This is a genomic window from Micromonospora sp. NPDC051006 (genome assembly GCF_044456245.1).
Lineage (GTDB): Bacteria > Actinomycetota > Actinomycetes > Mycobacteriales > Micromonosporaceae > Micromonospora.
Window position 1 is genome coordinate 133,570 of the sequence record NZ_JBITFP010000013.1, and the last position, 15,100, is coordinate 148,669.

11 protein-coding genes and 1 tRNA gene are annotated in these 15,100 nt (G+C 72.9%); 5 read left to right on the top strand and 7 right to left on the bottom strand.

Annotated elements, in window-relative coordinates:
• Positions 1-52 precede the first annotated feature (52 nt).
• The 5 genes from ACIBBA_RS20670 to argS form a co-directional block, all read right to left on the bottom strand.
• Positions 53-3,352, bottom strand: a complete 3,300-nt coding sequence (locus ACIBBA_RS20670; protein ID WP_396699365.1) for an efflux RND transporter permease subunit — start codon at positions 3,350-3,352, stop codon at positions 53-55.
• A gap of 261 nt (positions 3,353-3,613) precedes the next feature.
• Positions 3,614-4,663, bottom strand: coding sequence for a threonine synthase (thrC, locus tag ACIBBA_RS20675; RefSeq protein ID WP_396699367.1), 1,050 nt, complete (start codon positions 4,661-4,663; stop codon positions 3,614-3,616).
• Between the two features lie 157 nt (positions 4,664-4,820).
• Entirely contained in the window at positions 4,821-6,137 is a 1,317-nt protein-coding gene (locus tag ACIBBA_RS20680; RefSeq protein ID WP_396699437.1) for a homoserine dehydrogenase, read from the bottom strand.
• Positions 6,138-6,145: 8 nt separating this feature from the next.
• Positions 6,146-7,531: a diaminopimelate decarboxylase gene (gene lysA, locus ACIBBA_RS20685; protein WP_396699369.1), complete on the bottom strand. Its 1,386-nt coding sequence runs from the start codon at positions 7,529-7,531 to the stop codon at positions 6,146-6,148.
• Between the two features lie 4 nt (positions 7,532-7,535).
• Entirely contained in the window at positions 7,536-9,200 is a 1,665-nt protein-coding gene (argS, locus tag ACIBBA_RS20690; RefSeq protein WP_396699371.1) for an arginine--tRNA ligase, read from the bottom strand.
• Between the two features lie 98 nt (positions 9,201-9,298).
• On the opposite strand from argS, the gene ACIBBA_RS20695 reads away from it, so the two are divergent.
• The 4 genes from ACIBBA_RS20695 to ACIBBA_RS20710 all read left to right on the top strand — a co-directional run bounded on the left by ACIBBA_RS20695 (position 9,299) and on the right by ACIBBA_RS20710 (position 11,917).
• On the top strand, positions 9,299-10,096 hold the full coding sequence (locus tag ACIBBA_RS20695; RefSeq protein WP_396699373.1) for a DUF3105 domain-containing protein: 798 nt from the start codon (positions 9,299-9,301) through the stop codon (positions 10,094-10,096).
• Positions 10,097-10,104: 8 nt separating this feature from the next.
• Positions 10,105-10,767, top strand: coding sequence for a DUF305 domain-containing protein (locus ACIBBA_RS20700; protein WP_396699375.1), 663 nt, complete (start codon positions 10,105-10,107; stop codon positions 10,765-10,767).
• A 218-nt stretch (positions 10,768-10,985) separates the two neighbouring features.
• Positions 10,986-11,678 (top strand): winged helix-turn-helix domain-containing protein, encoded by a 693-nt coding sequence (locus tag ACIBBA_RS20705; RefSeq protein WP_350872146.1) that lies wholly within the window; start codon positions 10,986-10,988, stop codon positions 11,676-11,678.
• Positions 11,679-11,845: 167 nt separating this feature from the next.
• A tRNA-Arg gene (locus ACIBBA_RS20710) sits at positions 11,846-11,917 on the top strand.
• Positions 11,918-12,132: 215 nt separating this feature from the next.
• Here the strand turns inward: ACIBBA_RS20710 and ligD are convergent.
• Positions 12,133-13,092: a non-homologous end-joining DNA ligase gene (gene ligD / locus ACIBBA_RS20715; RefSeq protein WP_396699377.1), complete on the bottom strand. Its 960-nt coding sequence runs from the start codon at positions 13,090-13,092 to the stop codon at positions 12,133-12,135.
• A 31-nt stretch (positions 13,093-13,123) separates the two neighbouring features.
• Positions 13,124-14,578 carry an MFS transporter gene (locus ACIBBA_RS20720; RefSeq protein WP_396699379.1) on the bottom strand — a complete coding sequence of 485 codons (1,455 nt, stop codon included), beginning with the start codon at positions 14,576-14,578 and terminating at the stop codon, positions 13,124-13,126.
• A gap of 79 nt (positions 14,579-14,657) precedes the next feature.
• On the opposite strand from ACIBBA_RS20720, the gene ACIBBA_RS20725 reads away from it, so the two are divergent.
• Positions 14,658-15,095 carry a winged helix-turn-helix transcriptional regulator gene (locus ACIBBA_RS20725; protein WP_396699381.1) on the top strand — a complete coding sequence of 146 codons (438 nt, stop codon included), beginning with the start codon at positions 14,658-14,660 and terminating at the stop codon, positions 15,093-15,095.
• The last annotated feature ends 5 nt before the right edge of the window (positions 15,096-15,100 follow it).

Below are 15,100 nucleotides of genomic sequence, written 5' to 3' on the forward strand. Positions count from 1 at the left end.
ACGGAACGCCCCCGGCGGGTCGGAACCCGCCGGGGGCGTACGCGGTGGGCCGCTACTCGGTCGGCGGTAGCGGCGAGGTGCGGCTCTTCGGCAGCCGGAGCACCTCGAACTGGTCCGTGCCGTCGACCAGCGCGGCGGACGGCGCGGGCCGCGGCGGCGTCGCCGGCTTCCCCGCCTCGTCGGCCGTCCGAGCGGGCGTGCCGGCGGCCACCGTGGCGGGCTCCGGCTCGCCCGTCGCGTCCGCCGGACCGGCCGGCTCCGTCGACGCCGGCGCGGCGCCCGAGCGCCGCCGACGCCGCTCGCGCAGCGACTCCTTGGTGTTCTCGACCATGGTGTAGAGCGTCGGCACCAGGATCAGGGTCAGCAGCGTGGAGCTGAGCAGACCACCGATCACCACGACCGCCAGCGGCTGCGAGATGAAGCCGCCCTCGCCGGTGAGCCCGAACGCCATCGGCAGCAGCGCGAAGATCGTCGCGACCGCGGTCATCAGGATCGGCCGCAGCCGGCGCCGGCCACCCTCGACCACCGCCTCCCGGACGCTCCGGCCCTGCGCGCGGTACTGGTTGATCAGATCCAGCAGCACGATCGCGTTGGTCACCACGATGCCGACCAGCATCAGCACGCCGATCAGCGCCGGGACGCCGAGCGGGGTGCCGGTGACCAGCAGCAGGCCGATCGCGCCGGTCGCCGCGAACGGGATGGAGATCAGCAGGATCAGCGCCTGGGTCAGGCTGCGGAAGGTGGCCACCATGATCAGGAAGACGATCGCGATCGCGACCAGCACCGCGAGGCCGAGGTCGGCGAAGGCGTCCTCCTGGTCGGCGCTGACCCCGCCGATGGTGAACGTCGCCCCGGGGACGTCGAGCGCGTCGAGCCGCGTACGCAGCTCCTGGGTGGTCGCGCCGAGGTTCGAGCCGGTGGCCGTACCGGTCACCGAGACGCTGCGCTCGCCGTCGATCCGGGTCACCTGCTGCGGGCCCTCGGCCCGGGTGACCGTGGCGATGTCGCCCAGCTTCACCGGCCCGACCGGCAGCGCCTTCAGCTGCTCGACGCTGACCGGGGGCTGGGCGGCCAACCGCAGCACCACGTCCTGCTGCGCGCCGTCGAGGGTGACCTGACCGAGCGGGGAGCCCCGGAACGTCTGCGCGACCAGCTGGCCGACGGAGGCCTCGGTGAGCCCGGCCCGGCCGGCCTTCACCCGGTCGACCGTGACGTCGACCCGCGGCACCCGGTCGGCCAGGCTGGTGGTGACGTCCGCGACGTCCGGCGTACCGGCCAGGGCCTCCTTCGCCGCGTCCGCGGCCCGGCTCAGCACGGCCGGGTCGGCGGCCTGGACGACCACCTCCAGCTGGCTGGCCGCGGCGTCCTGCCCGCCGCCGAAGGTGAACTCGCCGGCGTCCAGGTCGTCGAGCTGATCGCGCAGCACCTCGCGCATCTGCTTGGCGTCGGTGTCGCCGCCCAGCGCCAGCGACCAGGAGGCGATGTTGTTCCCGCCGCCACCCATCCACGGCGAGTCACCGCCACCGGCCGTCACCTGGTACGTCTCGACACCGTCGGTGCGCTCCAGCAGCGCCTCGACCTTGCGGGCCGCCTCGTCGGTGGCCGCCAGGCTGGTGCCCGCCGGCAGCTCCTGGCTGATGTTCAGGGTGTCCTGGCCGGAGTCGTCCAGGAAGTTGGTGTCGAGCTGCCGGGAGAGGCCGAACGTGCCGAAGAGCAGCAGGATGCCGAGCCCGAGGGTCACCCAGCGGGTGCGCCGGCTCCCGGTGGCGAACCCGATCACCGGCAGGTACGCCCGCTGCAACGGGCTGCGCAGCTCCTTCTCCTCCGCCGCCCGGCGCACCGCCTCGTCGTCCGGCGTGCCGGACGGCTTGAGGAACCAGTAGGCCAGCACCGGGATGACGGTGAGCGAGACCAGCAGCGAGGCGAGCAGCGCCACCGTGACGGTGATCGCGAACGGCGCGAAGAGCTGCCCGACGAAGCCGCCGACCAGGGCGATCGGCGCGAACACGGCGACCGTGGTGAGAGTGGACGCGGTGACCGCGCCGGCCACCTCGCGGACCGCGGTGAGGATCGCGTCCCGCTTGCCCTCGCCGTACTCCAGGTGTCGTTTGATGTTCTCCAGCACGACGATCGAGTCGTCGACCACCCGGCCCACCGCGATGGTCAGCGCGCCGAGGGTGAGCAGGTTGAGCGAGTAGTCACCGATCCACAGCGCGATCAACGCGACCAGCACGGAGAGCGGGATGGAGACCGCGGTGACGACGGTCGAGCGGATCGACAGCAGGAAGACCAGGATGACGATGACCGCCATGACCAGGCCCAGCAGACCTTCGGTGGTCAGGCTCTCGATGGACTTCTCGACGAACGGGGCCTGGTCGAAGACCACGGTCAGCTGGGCGCCGGAGGCGTCCTTCAGCGCGTCGAGCCGGTCGCGGATCTCGTGCGAGATCTGCACCGCGTTGCCGTCCGGCGAGGCGGTGACCGCGATACCCAGGCTGTTCTGGCCGTTGGTGCGGGTGATCGCGGTGGCCGGGGCGAGCATCTCCTCGACGGTGGCGACGTCTCCGAGCCGGACCGGGACCGGCCCGGGGGCGAGGACGATGCCGCGCAGCTCGTCGAGGCTGGCGACCGGGGTGCCGACCTGGACCGGGAGCGCCTGGGTGCCGTCGGCCACCGCGCCGGCGGGGATCGCCACGCCGTTGGTCTTCAACGCCGCGCCGATCGCGGTCGGCGGGAGCTTCGCGGCGGCGAGCTTCTGAAGGTTCGGGGTGACCACCACGGTGTCGTCCCGGGTGCCGGTCAGCTCGACCGAGCGGACGCCCTCGATCCCCTCCAACTCGGGCAGCACGGCCGAGCGCAGCTTCTCCGCGAGCGCGCGCTCGGATTCGGCCGAGCCGGGCTGCACGCCGCTGTCGCCGCCGGCCGCGGCCAGCACCACCGCGGGCAGATCGTCGGTGCTACCCGCGATGACCTGCGGGTCCACGCTCTCCGGCAGCTGCGCGTCGATCCGGTTCAGCGCGGTCTGCATCTTGTTGACCATGTCGTCCAGGTCGATGCCGAACTCGTACTGCACCTGGACGGTGGCCAGACCCTCCCGGGAGGTCGAGGTGACCTTGTCCAGCCCCGGGATGCCCTGGAGGCTGTTCTCGATCGGCTCGGCGACCTGCGATTCGACGATCTCCGGGGCCGCGCCGGGGTACGGGGCCACGATGAACGCGGCCGGGAACTCCAGCGAGGGCAGCAGTTGCTGCTTCAGCGACGGCACGGCGAACGCTCCGAACGCCGTGGTCACCAGCGCGATGAGGGCGACCAGCCCTCGGTTGGCGAGGCTGAATCTGGCGAGCAGCGACATCGGCTGGGCTCACTCCTAGAAGAGTCTGCGGGGTAGCAGAAGTGTGCCCGACCCGATCACGACACCCCACGCCGGGTGCCGAACCCCTACCCCCTCCCCCACCGACCCCACCTGAGACCCGGTTGATCATGAAGTTGTTGCCCTGACACGCCGAGGCGAGCGGCAACAACTTCATGATCAACCACGGCCCGACGGGGTTGAGGGTGGTCCGGGGGGGTGGGGGTGGGGGTGGGGGTGGGGGGGGGGGGGGGGGGGGTGGGGTCAGGCTAGGTCGAGGGAGCGGGCGGCGGCCAGCGGGTCGTTCGGGATGGTGAGCGGGGCCGGGGCGGTGGAGATGGCCCACTCCGGGTCCTTCAGGCCGTGCCCGGTGACCGTGCAGACGACCGTGGCGCCGGCCGGGATCCGCCCCGCCGCCGCCTGCTGGAGCAGCCCGGCCACGCTGGCCGCGCTGCCCAGCTCGACGAAGATGCCGACCTCCCGGGCCAGCATCCGGTACGCGGCCAGGATCTCCCGGTCGGTGACCGCCGCGATCAGTCCGCCGGAGGCGTCCCGGGCGTCGATCGCCCTGGTCCAGCTGGCCGGGTTGCCGATCCGGATCGCGGTGGCGATCGTCGACGGCTCGCGGACCACCTCGCCGCTCACCAGCGGCGCCGCACCGGAGGCCTGGAAGCCGTAAAGCTTCGGGGCGCGGGTGGTCCGCCCGTCGGCCAGCTCCTCGGAGTAGCCCAGCCAGTAGGCCGAGATGTTGCCGGCATTGCCAACCGGCATGCAGTGGATGTCCGGCGCGTCGCCGAGCGCCTCGACGATCTCGAAGGCGGCGGTCTTCTGGCCGTGCAGTCGGTCGATGTTGACCGAGTTGACCAGCGCCACCGGGTAGTCCTGGGCGAGCTTGGCGGCGAGCGCGAGACAGTCGTCGAAGTTGCCGGTCACCTGGAGCAGCTTCGCGCCGTGCACCAGCGCCTGGGCCAACTTGCCCAGCGCGATCTTGCCCTGCGGCACCAGCACCGCGCAGGTCAACCCGGCGCGGGCCGCGTACGCCGCGGCGGAGGCGCTGGTGTTGCCGGTGGAGGCGCAGATGATCGCCTTGTTGCCCGCCTCGACCGCCTTGGAGACCGCGACCGTCATGCCGCGGTCCTTGAACGAGCCGGTCGGGTTGGCGCCCTCCACCTTGAGGTGCACGTCGCAGCCGAGCCGGGCGGAGAGCACCGGTGCGGGCAGCAGCGGGGTGTTCCCCTCGTGAAGGGTGACGACGGGCGTGGCGTCGGTGACCGGCAGCCGGTCGCGGTACGCCTCGATCAGACCCCGCCACATGTCGCTCTCCTCGCCTCTACCGCGCCGCTGAGCTGGGACCACGTCCAGCTGGACCACCCTGCCGGACCAGCCCCGGCCGCGTCGCCGGTTAACCACCTGGCGGGACACCCGCCGAGCCCCCTACCCGGGGCGCGTCGCCGTCACCCGGGACAACGACTCAGAGCCCGCCCTCGACCCGGAGCACGCTGGTCACCGACCGGACGATCGCCAGGCCGCGCAGCTCCCGGACGGTCGCGGCGAGCGCGGCGTCCGGCGCCACATGGGTGACGATCACCAACTCGGCGTCGTCGCCCCGACCGGGCGTGCCGGTGGAGCCCGCCGAGCCCTGCCGCACCGTCGCGATGGACACCTCGTGCCGGGCGAAGACGCCGGCCACCGCGGCCAGCACGCCGGGACGGTCGGCCACGTCGAGGCTGACGTGGTAGCGGGTCAGCGCCTCCCCCATCGGCCGCACCGGAAGGTCGGCGTAGGCGCTCTCGCTGGCCGCGCGCACCCCGGCGAGCCGGTTGCGGGCGACCGCCACCACGTCGCCGAGCACCGCGCTCGCGGTCGGCGCGCCGCCCGCGCCCCGGCCGTAGAACATCAGCTGCCCGGCCGCCTCCGCCTCGACGAAGACCGCGTTGAACGCGTCGCCGACGCTGGCCAACGGGTGGGTCAGCGGGATCATCGCCGGGTGCACCCGGACGTTGACGGTCTCCCGGCCGGCGGGGTCCACCCCGCGTGCCGCGATGCAGAGCAGCTTGATGGTGCAGCCCATCGCCTTGGCGCTGGCCACGTCGGCCGCGGTCACCTCGGTGATGCCCTCCCGGTGCACGTCGGCCGCGGCGACCCGGGTGTGGAACGCCAGCGAGGCGAGGATCGCGGCCTTCGCCGCCGCGTCGAAACCCTCGACGTCGGCGGTCGGATCAGCCTCGGCGTAGCCCAGCTCGGTCGCCTCCTCCAGCGCTTCGGCGAAGCCGGCGCCGGTGGCGTCCATGGCGGAGAGGATGAAGTTGGTGGTGCCGTTGACGATGCCGGTGACCCGGTTGATCCGGTCGCCGTGCAGCGACTCGCGCAGCGGGCGCAGCAGCGGGATCGCCCCGGCGACGGAGGCCTCGTAGTAGAGGTCGCCCCCGCCCTCGGCGGCGGCCTCGTGCAACGCCACGCCGTCCTCGGCGAGCAGCGCCTTGTTGGCGGTGACCACGCTCTTGCCGGCGCGCAGCGCCTCGACCAGCCAGCCGCGGGCCGGCTCGATGCCGCCGACCACCTCGACCACCACGTCCACGTCATCCCGCTTGATCAGGCCGAGCGCGTCGGTGGTGAAGATCGTCGGGTCGACCGGCAGGTCGCCACGGTCCCGGCCGAGGCGGCGCACGGCGATGCCGGCGATCTCCAGCGGGGCGCCGATCCGGGCGGCGAGGTCGGCCGACTGCTCGTGCAGCAGCCGGACCACCTCGGCGCCGACCGTGCCACAGCCGAGCAGCGCCAGGCGCACAGGTGACGTCATCCAACATCCAATGCGAGCAGGTCCTCTTCGGTCTCCCGTCGGACGATCACGCGCGCCTGGCCGTCGCGCACCGCGACCACCGGGGGCCGCGGTACGTGGTTGTAGTTGCTGGCCATGCTCCGGCAGTAGGCGCCGGTGCCGGGCACCGCGACAAGATCTCCGGGCTGCACGTCGGCGGGCAGGAATTCATCCTTCACCACGATGTCCCCGGACTCACAGTGCTTTCCCACCACGCGGGCGAGCATCGGCTGGGCGGTCGACGCCCGGGAGGCCACCGTCGCCGAGTACGACGCGTCGTAGAGCGCGGTGCGGATGTTGTCGCTCATCCCGCCGTCGACGCTGACGTAGGTGCGGATGCCGTCCACGTCCTTGACCGTGCCGACCTCGTAGAGGGTGAACACGGCCGGGCCGACGATCGCCCGACCGGGCTCGATGGAGAGGCGCGGCACGGCCAACCGCTCCGCGTCGCACTCCGAGTCGACGATCTTGCGCAGCCGCTTGGCCAGGTCCTGCGGCGCGGCCGGGTCGTCCTGGGTGGTGTACGCGATGCCGAAGCCGCCGCCGAGGTCGAGCTCGGGCAGCTCGACGCCGCGGGCGTCGCGGATCTGCGCCTGCAGGGCGAGCACCCGGCGGGCGGAGACCTCGAAGCCGCTGGCGTCGAAGATCTGCGAGCCGATGTGCGAGTGCAGGCCGCGCAGCTCCAGCACGTCCTCGTCGAGGATCTTGAAGGCGGCCGCGGCGGCCGCCCCGCCGGCCAGCGAGAAGCCGAACTTCTGGTCCTCGTGCGCGGTGGCGATGAACTCGTGGGTGTGCGCCTCGACGCCGACCGTGACCCGGACCAGCACCTTCGGCCGGACGCCGCGCTCGCGGGCCAGCGCGGTGAGCCGGTCGATCTCCGTGAACGAGTCGACGATGATCCGCCCCACCCCGGCGTCCACCGCGCGGGTCAGCTCGGCGACCGACTTGTTGTTGCCGTGGAAGCCGATCCGCTCCGGCGGCATCCCGGCGGCCAGCGCGGTGGCCAGCTCACCCCCGCTGCACACGTCGAGGTGCAGGCCCTCCTCGTTGATCATCCGCACCACGGCCCGGCAGAGGAACGCCTTGCCGGCGTAGTAGACGTCCACGTCCGGGAAGGCGGCCCGGAAGTCCCGGCAGCGCGAGCGCAGGTCGTCCTCGTCCAGCACGTACACCGCGGTGCCGAACTCGGCGGCCAGGTCGTGGACGCTGAGGCCGGCCACGTTCAACGCCCCGTCCCCGGTCCGCGTCACGTTGCGCGGCCAGAGCTGCGGCACCAGCGCGTTGACGTCGACCGGGGACCGGAGCCAGGCCGGGCCGGTCTTGCCGATGTCGCCGTGCAGCGCGCCGGCCTCATGAGCCCGCATGGGGTTACATCCTCTCCGGGGCGGTGACGCCGAGCAGGTGCAGACCGTTGGCGACCACCGTGCGAGTGGCGTCGTTCAGCCAGAGCCGGGCCCGGTGCAGGTCGGTGACCTGCTCGTCACCACGCGGCAGGATCCGGCAGTTGTCGTAGAACCGGTGGTACGCCTGCGCGACGTCCTCCAGGTAGTGGGCGAGCCGGTGCGGGGCGCGCAGCTCGGCGGCGGTCGCCACCACGGCCGGGAACTCGGCCAGCGCCTTGAGCAGCTCGTTCTCCTTCTCGTGGTCGAGCAGGTCGGCGCGGAAGGCGTCCGCCTCGCCCCGGGTCAGCCCGACCTCGGCGGCGTTGCGGGCCACGCTGGCCGTCCGCGCGGCCACGTACTGCACGTAGTAGACCGGGTTGTCGCGGGTGGCCCGGGTCCACAGCTCCACGTCGATGTCGATCGGCGAGTCGCTCGAGTAGCGGGCCAGCGCGTAGCGGGAGGCGTCCACGCCGATCGCGTCGACCAGGTCCTCCAGGGTGACCACCGTGCCGGCCCGCTTGCTCATCCGCACCGGAGCGCCGTCGCGGAGCAGGTTCACCAGCTGGCCGATCAGGATCTCCAGGTTCTGCGCCGGATCGTCGCCGAAGCACGCCGCCATCGCCTTCATCCGGCCGATGTAGCCGTGGTGGTCGGCGCCCAGCATGATCACGACCCGGTCGAAGCCCCGCTCCCGCTTGTCCAGGTAGTAGGCGCAGTCGGCGGCGAAGTAGGTCCACTCGCCGTTGGACTTGCGCAGCACCCGGTCCTTGTCGTCACCGAACTCGGTGGTGCGCAGCCACGTCGCGCCCTCGGCCTCGAAGACGTGGCCCTGCTCCCGCAGTCGGGTCAGGGCGAGATCCAGCTCGCCCCGGTCGTGCAGGTCCTTCTCGTTGAAGTAGGTGTCGAACTCGACCCCGAAGTCGCGCAGCGAGGAACGGATCTCGTCGAACATCAGCGCGACGCCCTCGACCCGGAAGACCTCCTGGGCCGCCGCGTCGTCGAGCGTGAGCACGTCGGGGCGGCGGGCCTGGACGTCGGCGGCGATCTCCGCGATGTACGCCCCGCCGTAGCCGTCCTCCGGCGCGGGCTCGCCCTTCGCGGCGGCCAGCAGCGAACGGGCGAACCGGTCGATCTGCGAGCCGGCGTCGTTGAAGTAGTACTCCGTGCCCACCTCGGCGCCGGTGGCCCGCAGCAGCCGGCTCAGCGCGTCGCCGACCGCGGCCCACCGGACCCCGCCGATGTGCACCGGACCGGTCGGGTTGGCGGAGACGAACTCGAGGTTGAGCCGCTGCCCGGCGAGCCGCTCGCTGCGCCCGTACGCCGGGCCGGCCTCGACGATCACCCGGGCGAGCTGGCCGGCGGCGGCCGCGTCCAGCCGGATGTTGAGGAAGCCGGGGCCGGCGATCTCCACCGACTTGATCCCGGGCGCCCGGCCGAGCTGCTCGGCGAGCGCGCCCGCCAGATCCCGCGGCGGCAGCCCGACCTTCTTGCTCAGCTGCAACGCCAGCGTCGAGGCGTAGTCGCCGTGCTCGGGGTTGCGCGGTCGCTCGACCGTGGTCTGCCCGGGCAGCGCGGAGCTGTCCAGGCCCCGTTCGGTGAAGACGGCGTGGGCTGCGGCGAGGACGACCTCGGCGAGTTCTGCGGGAGTCACCGAACCATGTTATCGGGGGTAGACTCGGTCCCCGCGGCGGCGACCCATCTGCGCACCGGCCCGCCCGCTCCCCTGACCGACCGACCTGACGAGGCACGATGAGCATCAGCACCCCGGGCGGCCCAGAGCGCCGCCCGACCGTGGTCAGCACCGGCAAGAAGCCGGCAGCGGGCCGGCCCGCGTCCGGCGCGAAGGCCGGTTCCGGCAAGCCCGCGGGCACCCCACGGGCCGGCGGCAAGGGCCCCCGCAAGCCGATCGCCCCGGTCAAGGTCAGCCAGGGCCGGGCGTGGGGGCCGATCGCGCTCTTCGTGGCCGTCGGCGTGCTCGCCGTCGGGATCATCGGCGTCGGCGCCTGGGCCACCTTCCAGGGCTCCAAGCCGTGGGAGGACCGGGCCGACTCGATCAGCGGCATCGTGAACTACCGCGAGAAGGACAAGGAACTGGTCAAGGGCAGCAACCACCAGGCTGGCCCGATCCAGTACGGCATCCTCCCGCCGGTCGCCGGCCCCCACAACGGCGCGTGGCAGAACTGCATGGGCGACGTCTACGACGCCCCGATCGCCAACGAGCACGCGGTGCACAGCCTGGAGCACGGCGCGGTCTGGATCACCTACCGTCCCGACCTGCCGGCCGACCAGGTCAGCGAGCTCGCCGGCAAGGTGCGCGGCAACGAGAAGCTGCTGATGAGCCCGTTCGAGGGGCTGGACAAGCCGATCTCCCTGCAGGCGTGGGGCTTCCAGCTCAAGGTCGACAACGCCGACGACAAGCGGATCGACGAGTTCATCAAGACGCTGCGGGTGAACGCCTCGATCGAGGGCCCGACGGCGCTCTGCAACCAGGGCATCACCGCCACCGGCACCACGCCGCGCGACGACATCCAGGCGCCGACCCAGTAAGGATCTCGATGACGGCTCCCGCGACGCTCGACAGCTCGCCCGAGACCCCGGCCGCCGACGGCGGCCGGGGCTCCGGCCGTCGGTTCGGCCTGGTGGCGGTGGCGGTCGCCGTCGTGGTCGGCCTGCTGCTCGGCTACGCCGGCGGCCTGCTGACGCCGCGGCTGACCCGCCCGGGCGACGACTCGGTCGAGGCCGGCTTCGCCCGCGACATGACCGCCCACCACGCCCAGGCGGTGGAGATGGGGCTGATCGCCTTCCAGCGCGCCACCGACCCCGAGGTACGCACCATGGGCGGCGACATCGCCAGCGGTCAGCAGGGTGAGATCGGCACCATGCAGACCTGGCTCCGCCTGTGGGGGCTCGACCCGACCGGCTCGCAGCCGCGGATGGCCTGGATGTCCGACGGTGCGTCGTTGGTGAAGGACGGGCTGATGCCGGGCATGGCCACCCCGGCGGAGATGACCAAGCTGCGGGCCGCCCAGGGGCGGGAGTTCGACCTGCTCTTCCTGAACATGATGGTCACCCACCACCTGGGCGGCATCCACATGATCGACGGCCTGCTCGACGCGAGCGACGAGCAGGACGTGGTCCGGACGGCGCAGACCATGAAGAACACGCAGCAGACCGACCTGACCAACATGCGGAACGCCCTCAAGCGTCTCGGCGGCTGACCGCGCCGGGCGGATTCCTCGCCCACCTCTGACGAACGACCAAGAGGTCCGCGTCCACCGGTGAACCGGTAGGACGCGGACCTCTCGGTCGTTTCCGGCCACCGTCGCCGAGCCCTGAGTAGTTTGGGTGGTTTGGGCGGTGCGACCCATTGCGCTGCTTAGGGAGTTTTCTCCCCACATATCGTGACCAGATGCGATTCGGGCTCGTTGCGCAAGACGTGGGGGTTGCACTCAGAGACGCGCGGCGTTCGGTCACCAGCTGGTGCCGACGCCACACCATCGGCGGTGACGGGGCGGTGGCAGCCGTCCGTCGCGGACAGCGGCAGAGCGAGTCGGGAATGCTCAGCCGCGAACAGGAACTCGAACTGATCGACACCCTGCGGGGCGTCCACCCGGACGAGTTCGACCTGGACGAGGAGCTGTGGACGCGGCAGAGCCTGACCGCCCTCATCCAGAGCCGTTTCGACGTACCGCTGGACGCCGGCGCGGTCGGGGCGTACCTGCGGGCCTGGGGGTTGGGTCCGCGGGAGCCCCGCGAGCGCGCCTGCGGGCTCTGCGTCGGCGCGGTCGAGCGGTGGGTACGCAGCGAGTACCCGGCGATCACCCGGGCGGCCCAGGAGCACCTCGCGGAGGTCTACTGGCTCGGCCGGGTACGGCTGCGGGGCACCATGCCGACGGCCGACGTGATCTCCGCGGTCTCGTCCCGCGGCCGCGTCCGGTTCATGATCACCACACCGAACGTCGACCCACCGCTCCCCCGCGACTTCGTGTTGCGGCTCAGCGGCGAGGAGCAGCGCACGGTGCACCTGATCGTGGACGGCTCCTGGGCTCGGAACGAGTGGCCGCGCCGGCTGCCGCGCCGGATCGTGCTGCACCCGCTGCCCAGCTGTGGCCGCGCCGTGGCGGCCTGACCGGGCGCTCGCCGCTTCCGAACAGGGGCGCCGGCCATCGCTGGCGCCCCACCGCGGCCGGACCGGCGGGTCACACAGCCGGTCCGCCGGCGAGCAGGACGAACCGCGGCACGGGATACCGGTTCGGCGTTCCGGGGGGAGGTTTGCTAGTCTTCTCCAGTCGCTGAGCCCCCGTAGCTCAGGGGATAGAGCACCGCCCTCCGGAGGCGGGGGCGCAGGTTCGAATCCTGCCGGGGGCACACAGACACATGCCGGGCACGGGGCCAATCACCCCCACTGCCCGGCATTCGTGTTTCTCGGACCGCCCTACCGCCGGACGCCGATCGCGTCAAGCTGGGCGCCCCGCCGGTGTCGCAAGCGGCTTCTCACCCCGCTGGCCGCCCGGCGAAGCGCGGGCCCGAACCCGCCGAGCGCCCGGCCCGAACCCGCTCAGCGCCCGGCCCGAACCGCCGCGTCAGTCGGCCTGGCGGCGGGCGCGGGCTCGGCGCTTGCCCTCGTGCATCGCCTGCACCCGGGCGATCGGGATGGCCCGTCCCTCCTGGACCAGGTCGGCCGGGAGCCGCTGCGGTTCCGGCATCAGCTCCAGCCAGGGATCACGGTCGGCGACCAGCTCCGGAACGTTGTGCACGGTGAAGTCGGCGGGGCGTACGTCGCCCAGGTCGGCCCAGTCGACCGGGAAGGAGACCGGCAGCCCGGGCCGCAGTCGCGGGCTGTACGCCGCGACCACGGTCGCCCCGCCAGCCCGGGTGGAGTCGACGAAGACCTTCCCGCCCCGGTCCTCACGGATGAAGGCGGTGGTGGCGAGGGCCGGGTCCAGCCGCTCGGCGCGGGCGGCGATCGCCCGGGTGGCCGCCGCCATCTCCTCCGCGTCGGCGCCCGGGGCGACCGGCACGAACACGTGCACACCCTTGGCGCCGCTGGTCTTCACCGCGCCGGCCAGGCCGGAGTCGGCGAGCGCCTGCCGCACCAGCAGCGCGGCGGCCACCGCGGCGGGGAACGAGTCGCCCTCGGGCGGGTCGAGGTCGAGCACCAGGTGGGTGGGGCGGTCCAGGTGGTCGACCCGGGCCAGGGTGGGGTGGTACTCGATGGCCCGCTGGTTGGCGAACCAGAGCAGGGTGCGGCGGTCGTCGCAGAGCGCGTAGGAGACCTCCCGGTGCGACGCCTCGGCCCAGACCGGCACCCTGCGTACCCACTCCGGGGTGTACTTCGGCAGGTTCTTCTGCATGAACGGCGACTGACCGCGCAGCGCCCGGATCACCGACAGCGGCCGGTCCCGCAACTGCGGGAGGATCCGGTCGCGGACCCCGTCGAGGTAGTCGACCAGGTCGCGCTTGGTGGCCCCGGCGCCGTCGAAGAGCGCCTGGTCCAGATTGGTCAGCGACACCCCGTCGCGCGTCTGCTCCGCCCCGCTCATCAGCCCACCTTCCCGGCCCGGCGGCCGGTGGTCAACTGGACGCGGCGGACCGGCTCGCGGCGGCCGGCTCGGCCTGCGGCGTGCTGGCGGAGCGGCGCAGGGTCAACACGGCGACCAGCAGCGCGGCGGTGACCAGACCGGCGGCCACGGCGAAGGCGGTGCGGTAGCCGGCGGCCAGCGCCGCCGTCTCGGCCCAGCCCCGGGTGCGCAGGTCGCCGGCGCGGCCGGCGGCCAGGGTGGCGAGCGCGGCCAGGCCGAACGCCCCGCCGACCTGCTGGGTGGTGTTGGCCAGCCCGGAGGCGAGCCCGGCGTCGGCGTCACTCGCACCGGCCATGGCCAGCGTGGTCACCGCGGGCAGCGTCAGGCCACCGGCCACGCCGAAGACCAGCATCGCCGGGAGCACGTCGGCCAGGTATCCGCCGTCGGCCGGCAGCCGGGCGAGCAGCAGGAACCCGACGATCGCGAGCGCGAGCCCGGCGAGCAGCATGCGGCGGGCGCCGTACCGGGCGATGAGCCGGCCGGTGACGCCGAGCGAGACCACCGCGATCACCACGGGGGTGGGCAGGAAGGCCCAGCCGGTCGCCGCCGCGTCGAGCCCGAGCACCAACTGGAGTTCCAGCGCGAGCAGGAACTGGAAGCCGAAGAAGGCGGCGACCGCGAGGAACTGCACGACGTTGGCGGCGAGCAGGTCGGGCGTACCCAGCACCCGGGGCGGGAGCAGCGGGACGGCGGTGACCCGTTGGCGCAGCGCGAACGCGCCGAGCAGGGTCGCCGCCACGGCCGCGGCCCCGATCGTGCGCGCCGAGGTCCAGCCGTGCTCACCGGTGCCGACGATCGCCAGCACCGCCGCCATCAGGCCGGCGGTGGCCAGCGCCGCGCCGAGCGCGTCCAGCCCGGCGCGCAGGCCCGCGCCCCGGTCGGCGGCGATCCGGCGTACGGCCGCGATGGCGATCACCGACCCGATCGGCAGGTTGATCAGGAAGATCGAACGCCAGCCGGCGAGGTCGGTGAGCAGGCCACCGGCCACCGTGCCGACCGAGGCGCCGGCGGCGCCGGTAAAGCTGAAGACCGCGATGGCGCGGGCCCGCTCGGCGGGCTCCGGATAGAGCCGGACGATCATGCCGAGGCTGACCGCCATGGTCAGCGCCCCGCCGACCCCCTGGAGGAAGCGCGCGCCGACCAGCCACGCCGGTCCGGTGGCGACGGCGCAGAGCAGCGAAGCCGCTGTGAAGAGCGCGACCCCGGCGAGGAAGACCTGCCGCCGGCCGAGCAGGTCGCCGAGGCGGCCGGCGAGCAGCAGCAGCCCGCCGAAGGCGACCAGATACGCGTTGACCACCCAGGCCAGCCCGGTGGCGGTGAAGCCGAGATCGCGCTGGACGGCGGGTAGCGCCACGGCCACGATGGTGCCGTCCAGGATGATCATCAGGCTGCCGGCGCAGAGTACGAGCAACGCCGGCCAGCGGGACGGCCCGGTATCAGCGGACATGGAAACGCCTCCTTGGTGCACGGTTTGTTACCGACTCCATCGTCTGTGACCATGGGGCGAGGCGGAAGGAGGCACTTTGATGTCCCAGGGGAACAGCGATGTGTCCTCGCAGCTCAGCGCGTTGACGGGCTGCGCTGCGGGGGCCGAGACGCCCTTCACTCCCGGGCAGGCCAAGGCCTGCACGGTCCGCGAGGTGCTCGACCGGGTGGGCGGCAAGTGGAGCATCGGCATCCTGGTGGCCGCCTCCCAGGGTCCGGTGCGCTTCACCGAGCTGGAGCGGCACATCGAGGGGATCAGCCGCCGAATGCTCACCCTGACCCTGCGCAACCTGGAGCGCGACGGCCTGCTGCACCGCGAGGTCTATCCGACCGTCCCGCCCAAGGTCGAGTACACCGCCACCCCGATCGCGCTGGAGCTCTACGAGTCCCTCGTCGCCCTGACCAGTTGGGCGGAGCGGCACCGCAACACGATCGCCGCCGCCCGGGCCGAGTACGACGGCGCGCACGGCACGCTCTGACTGTC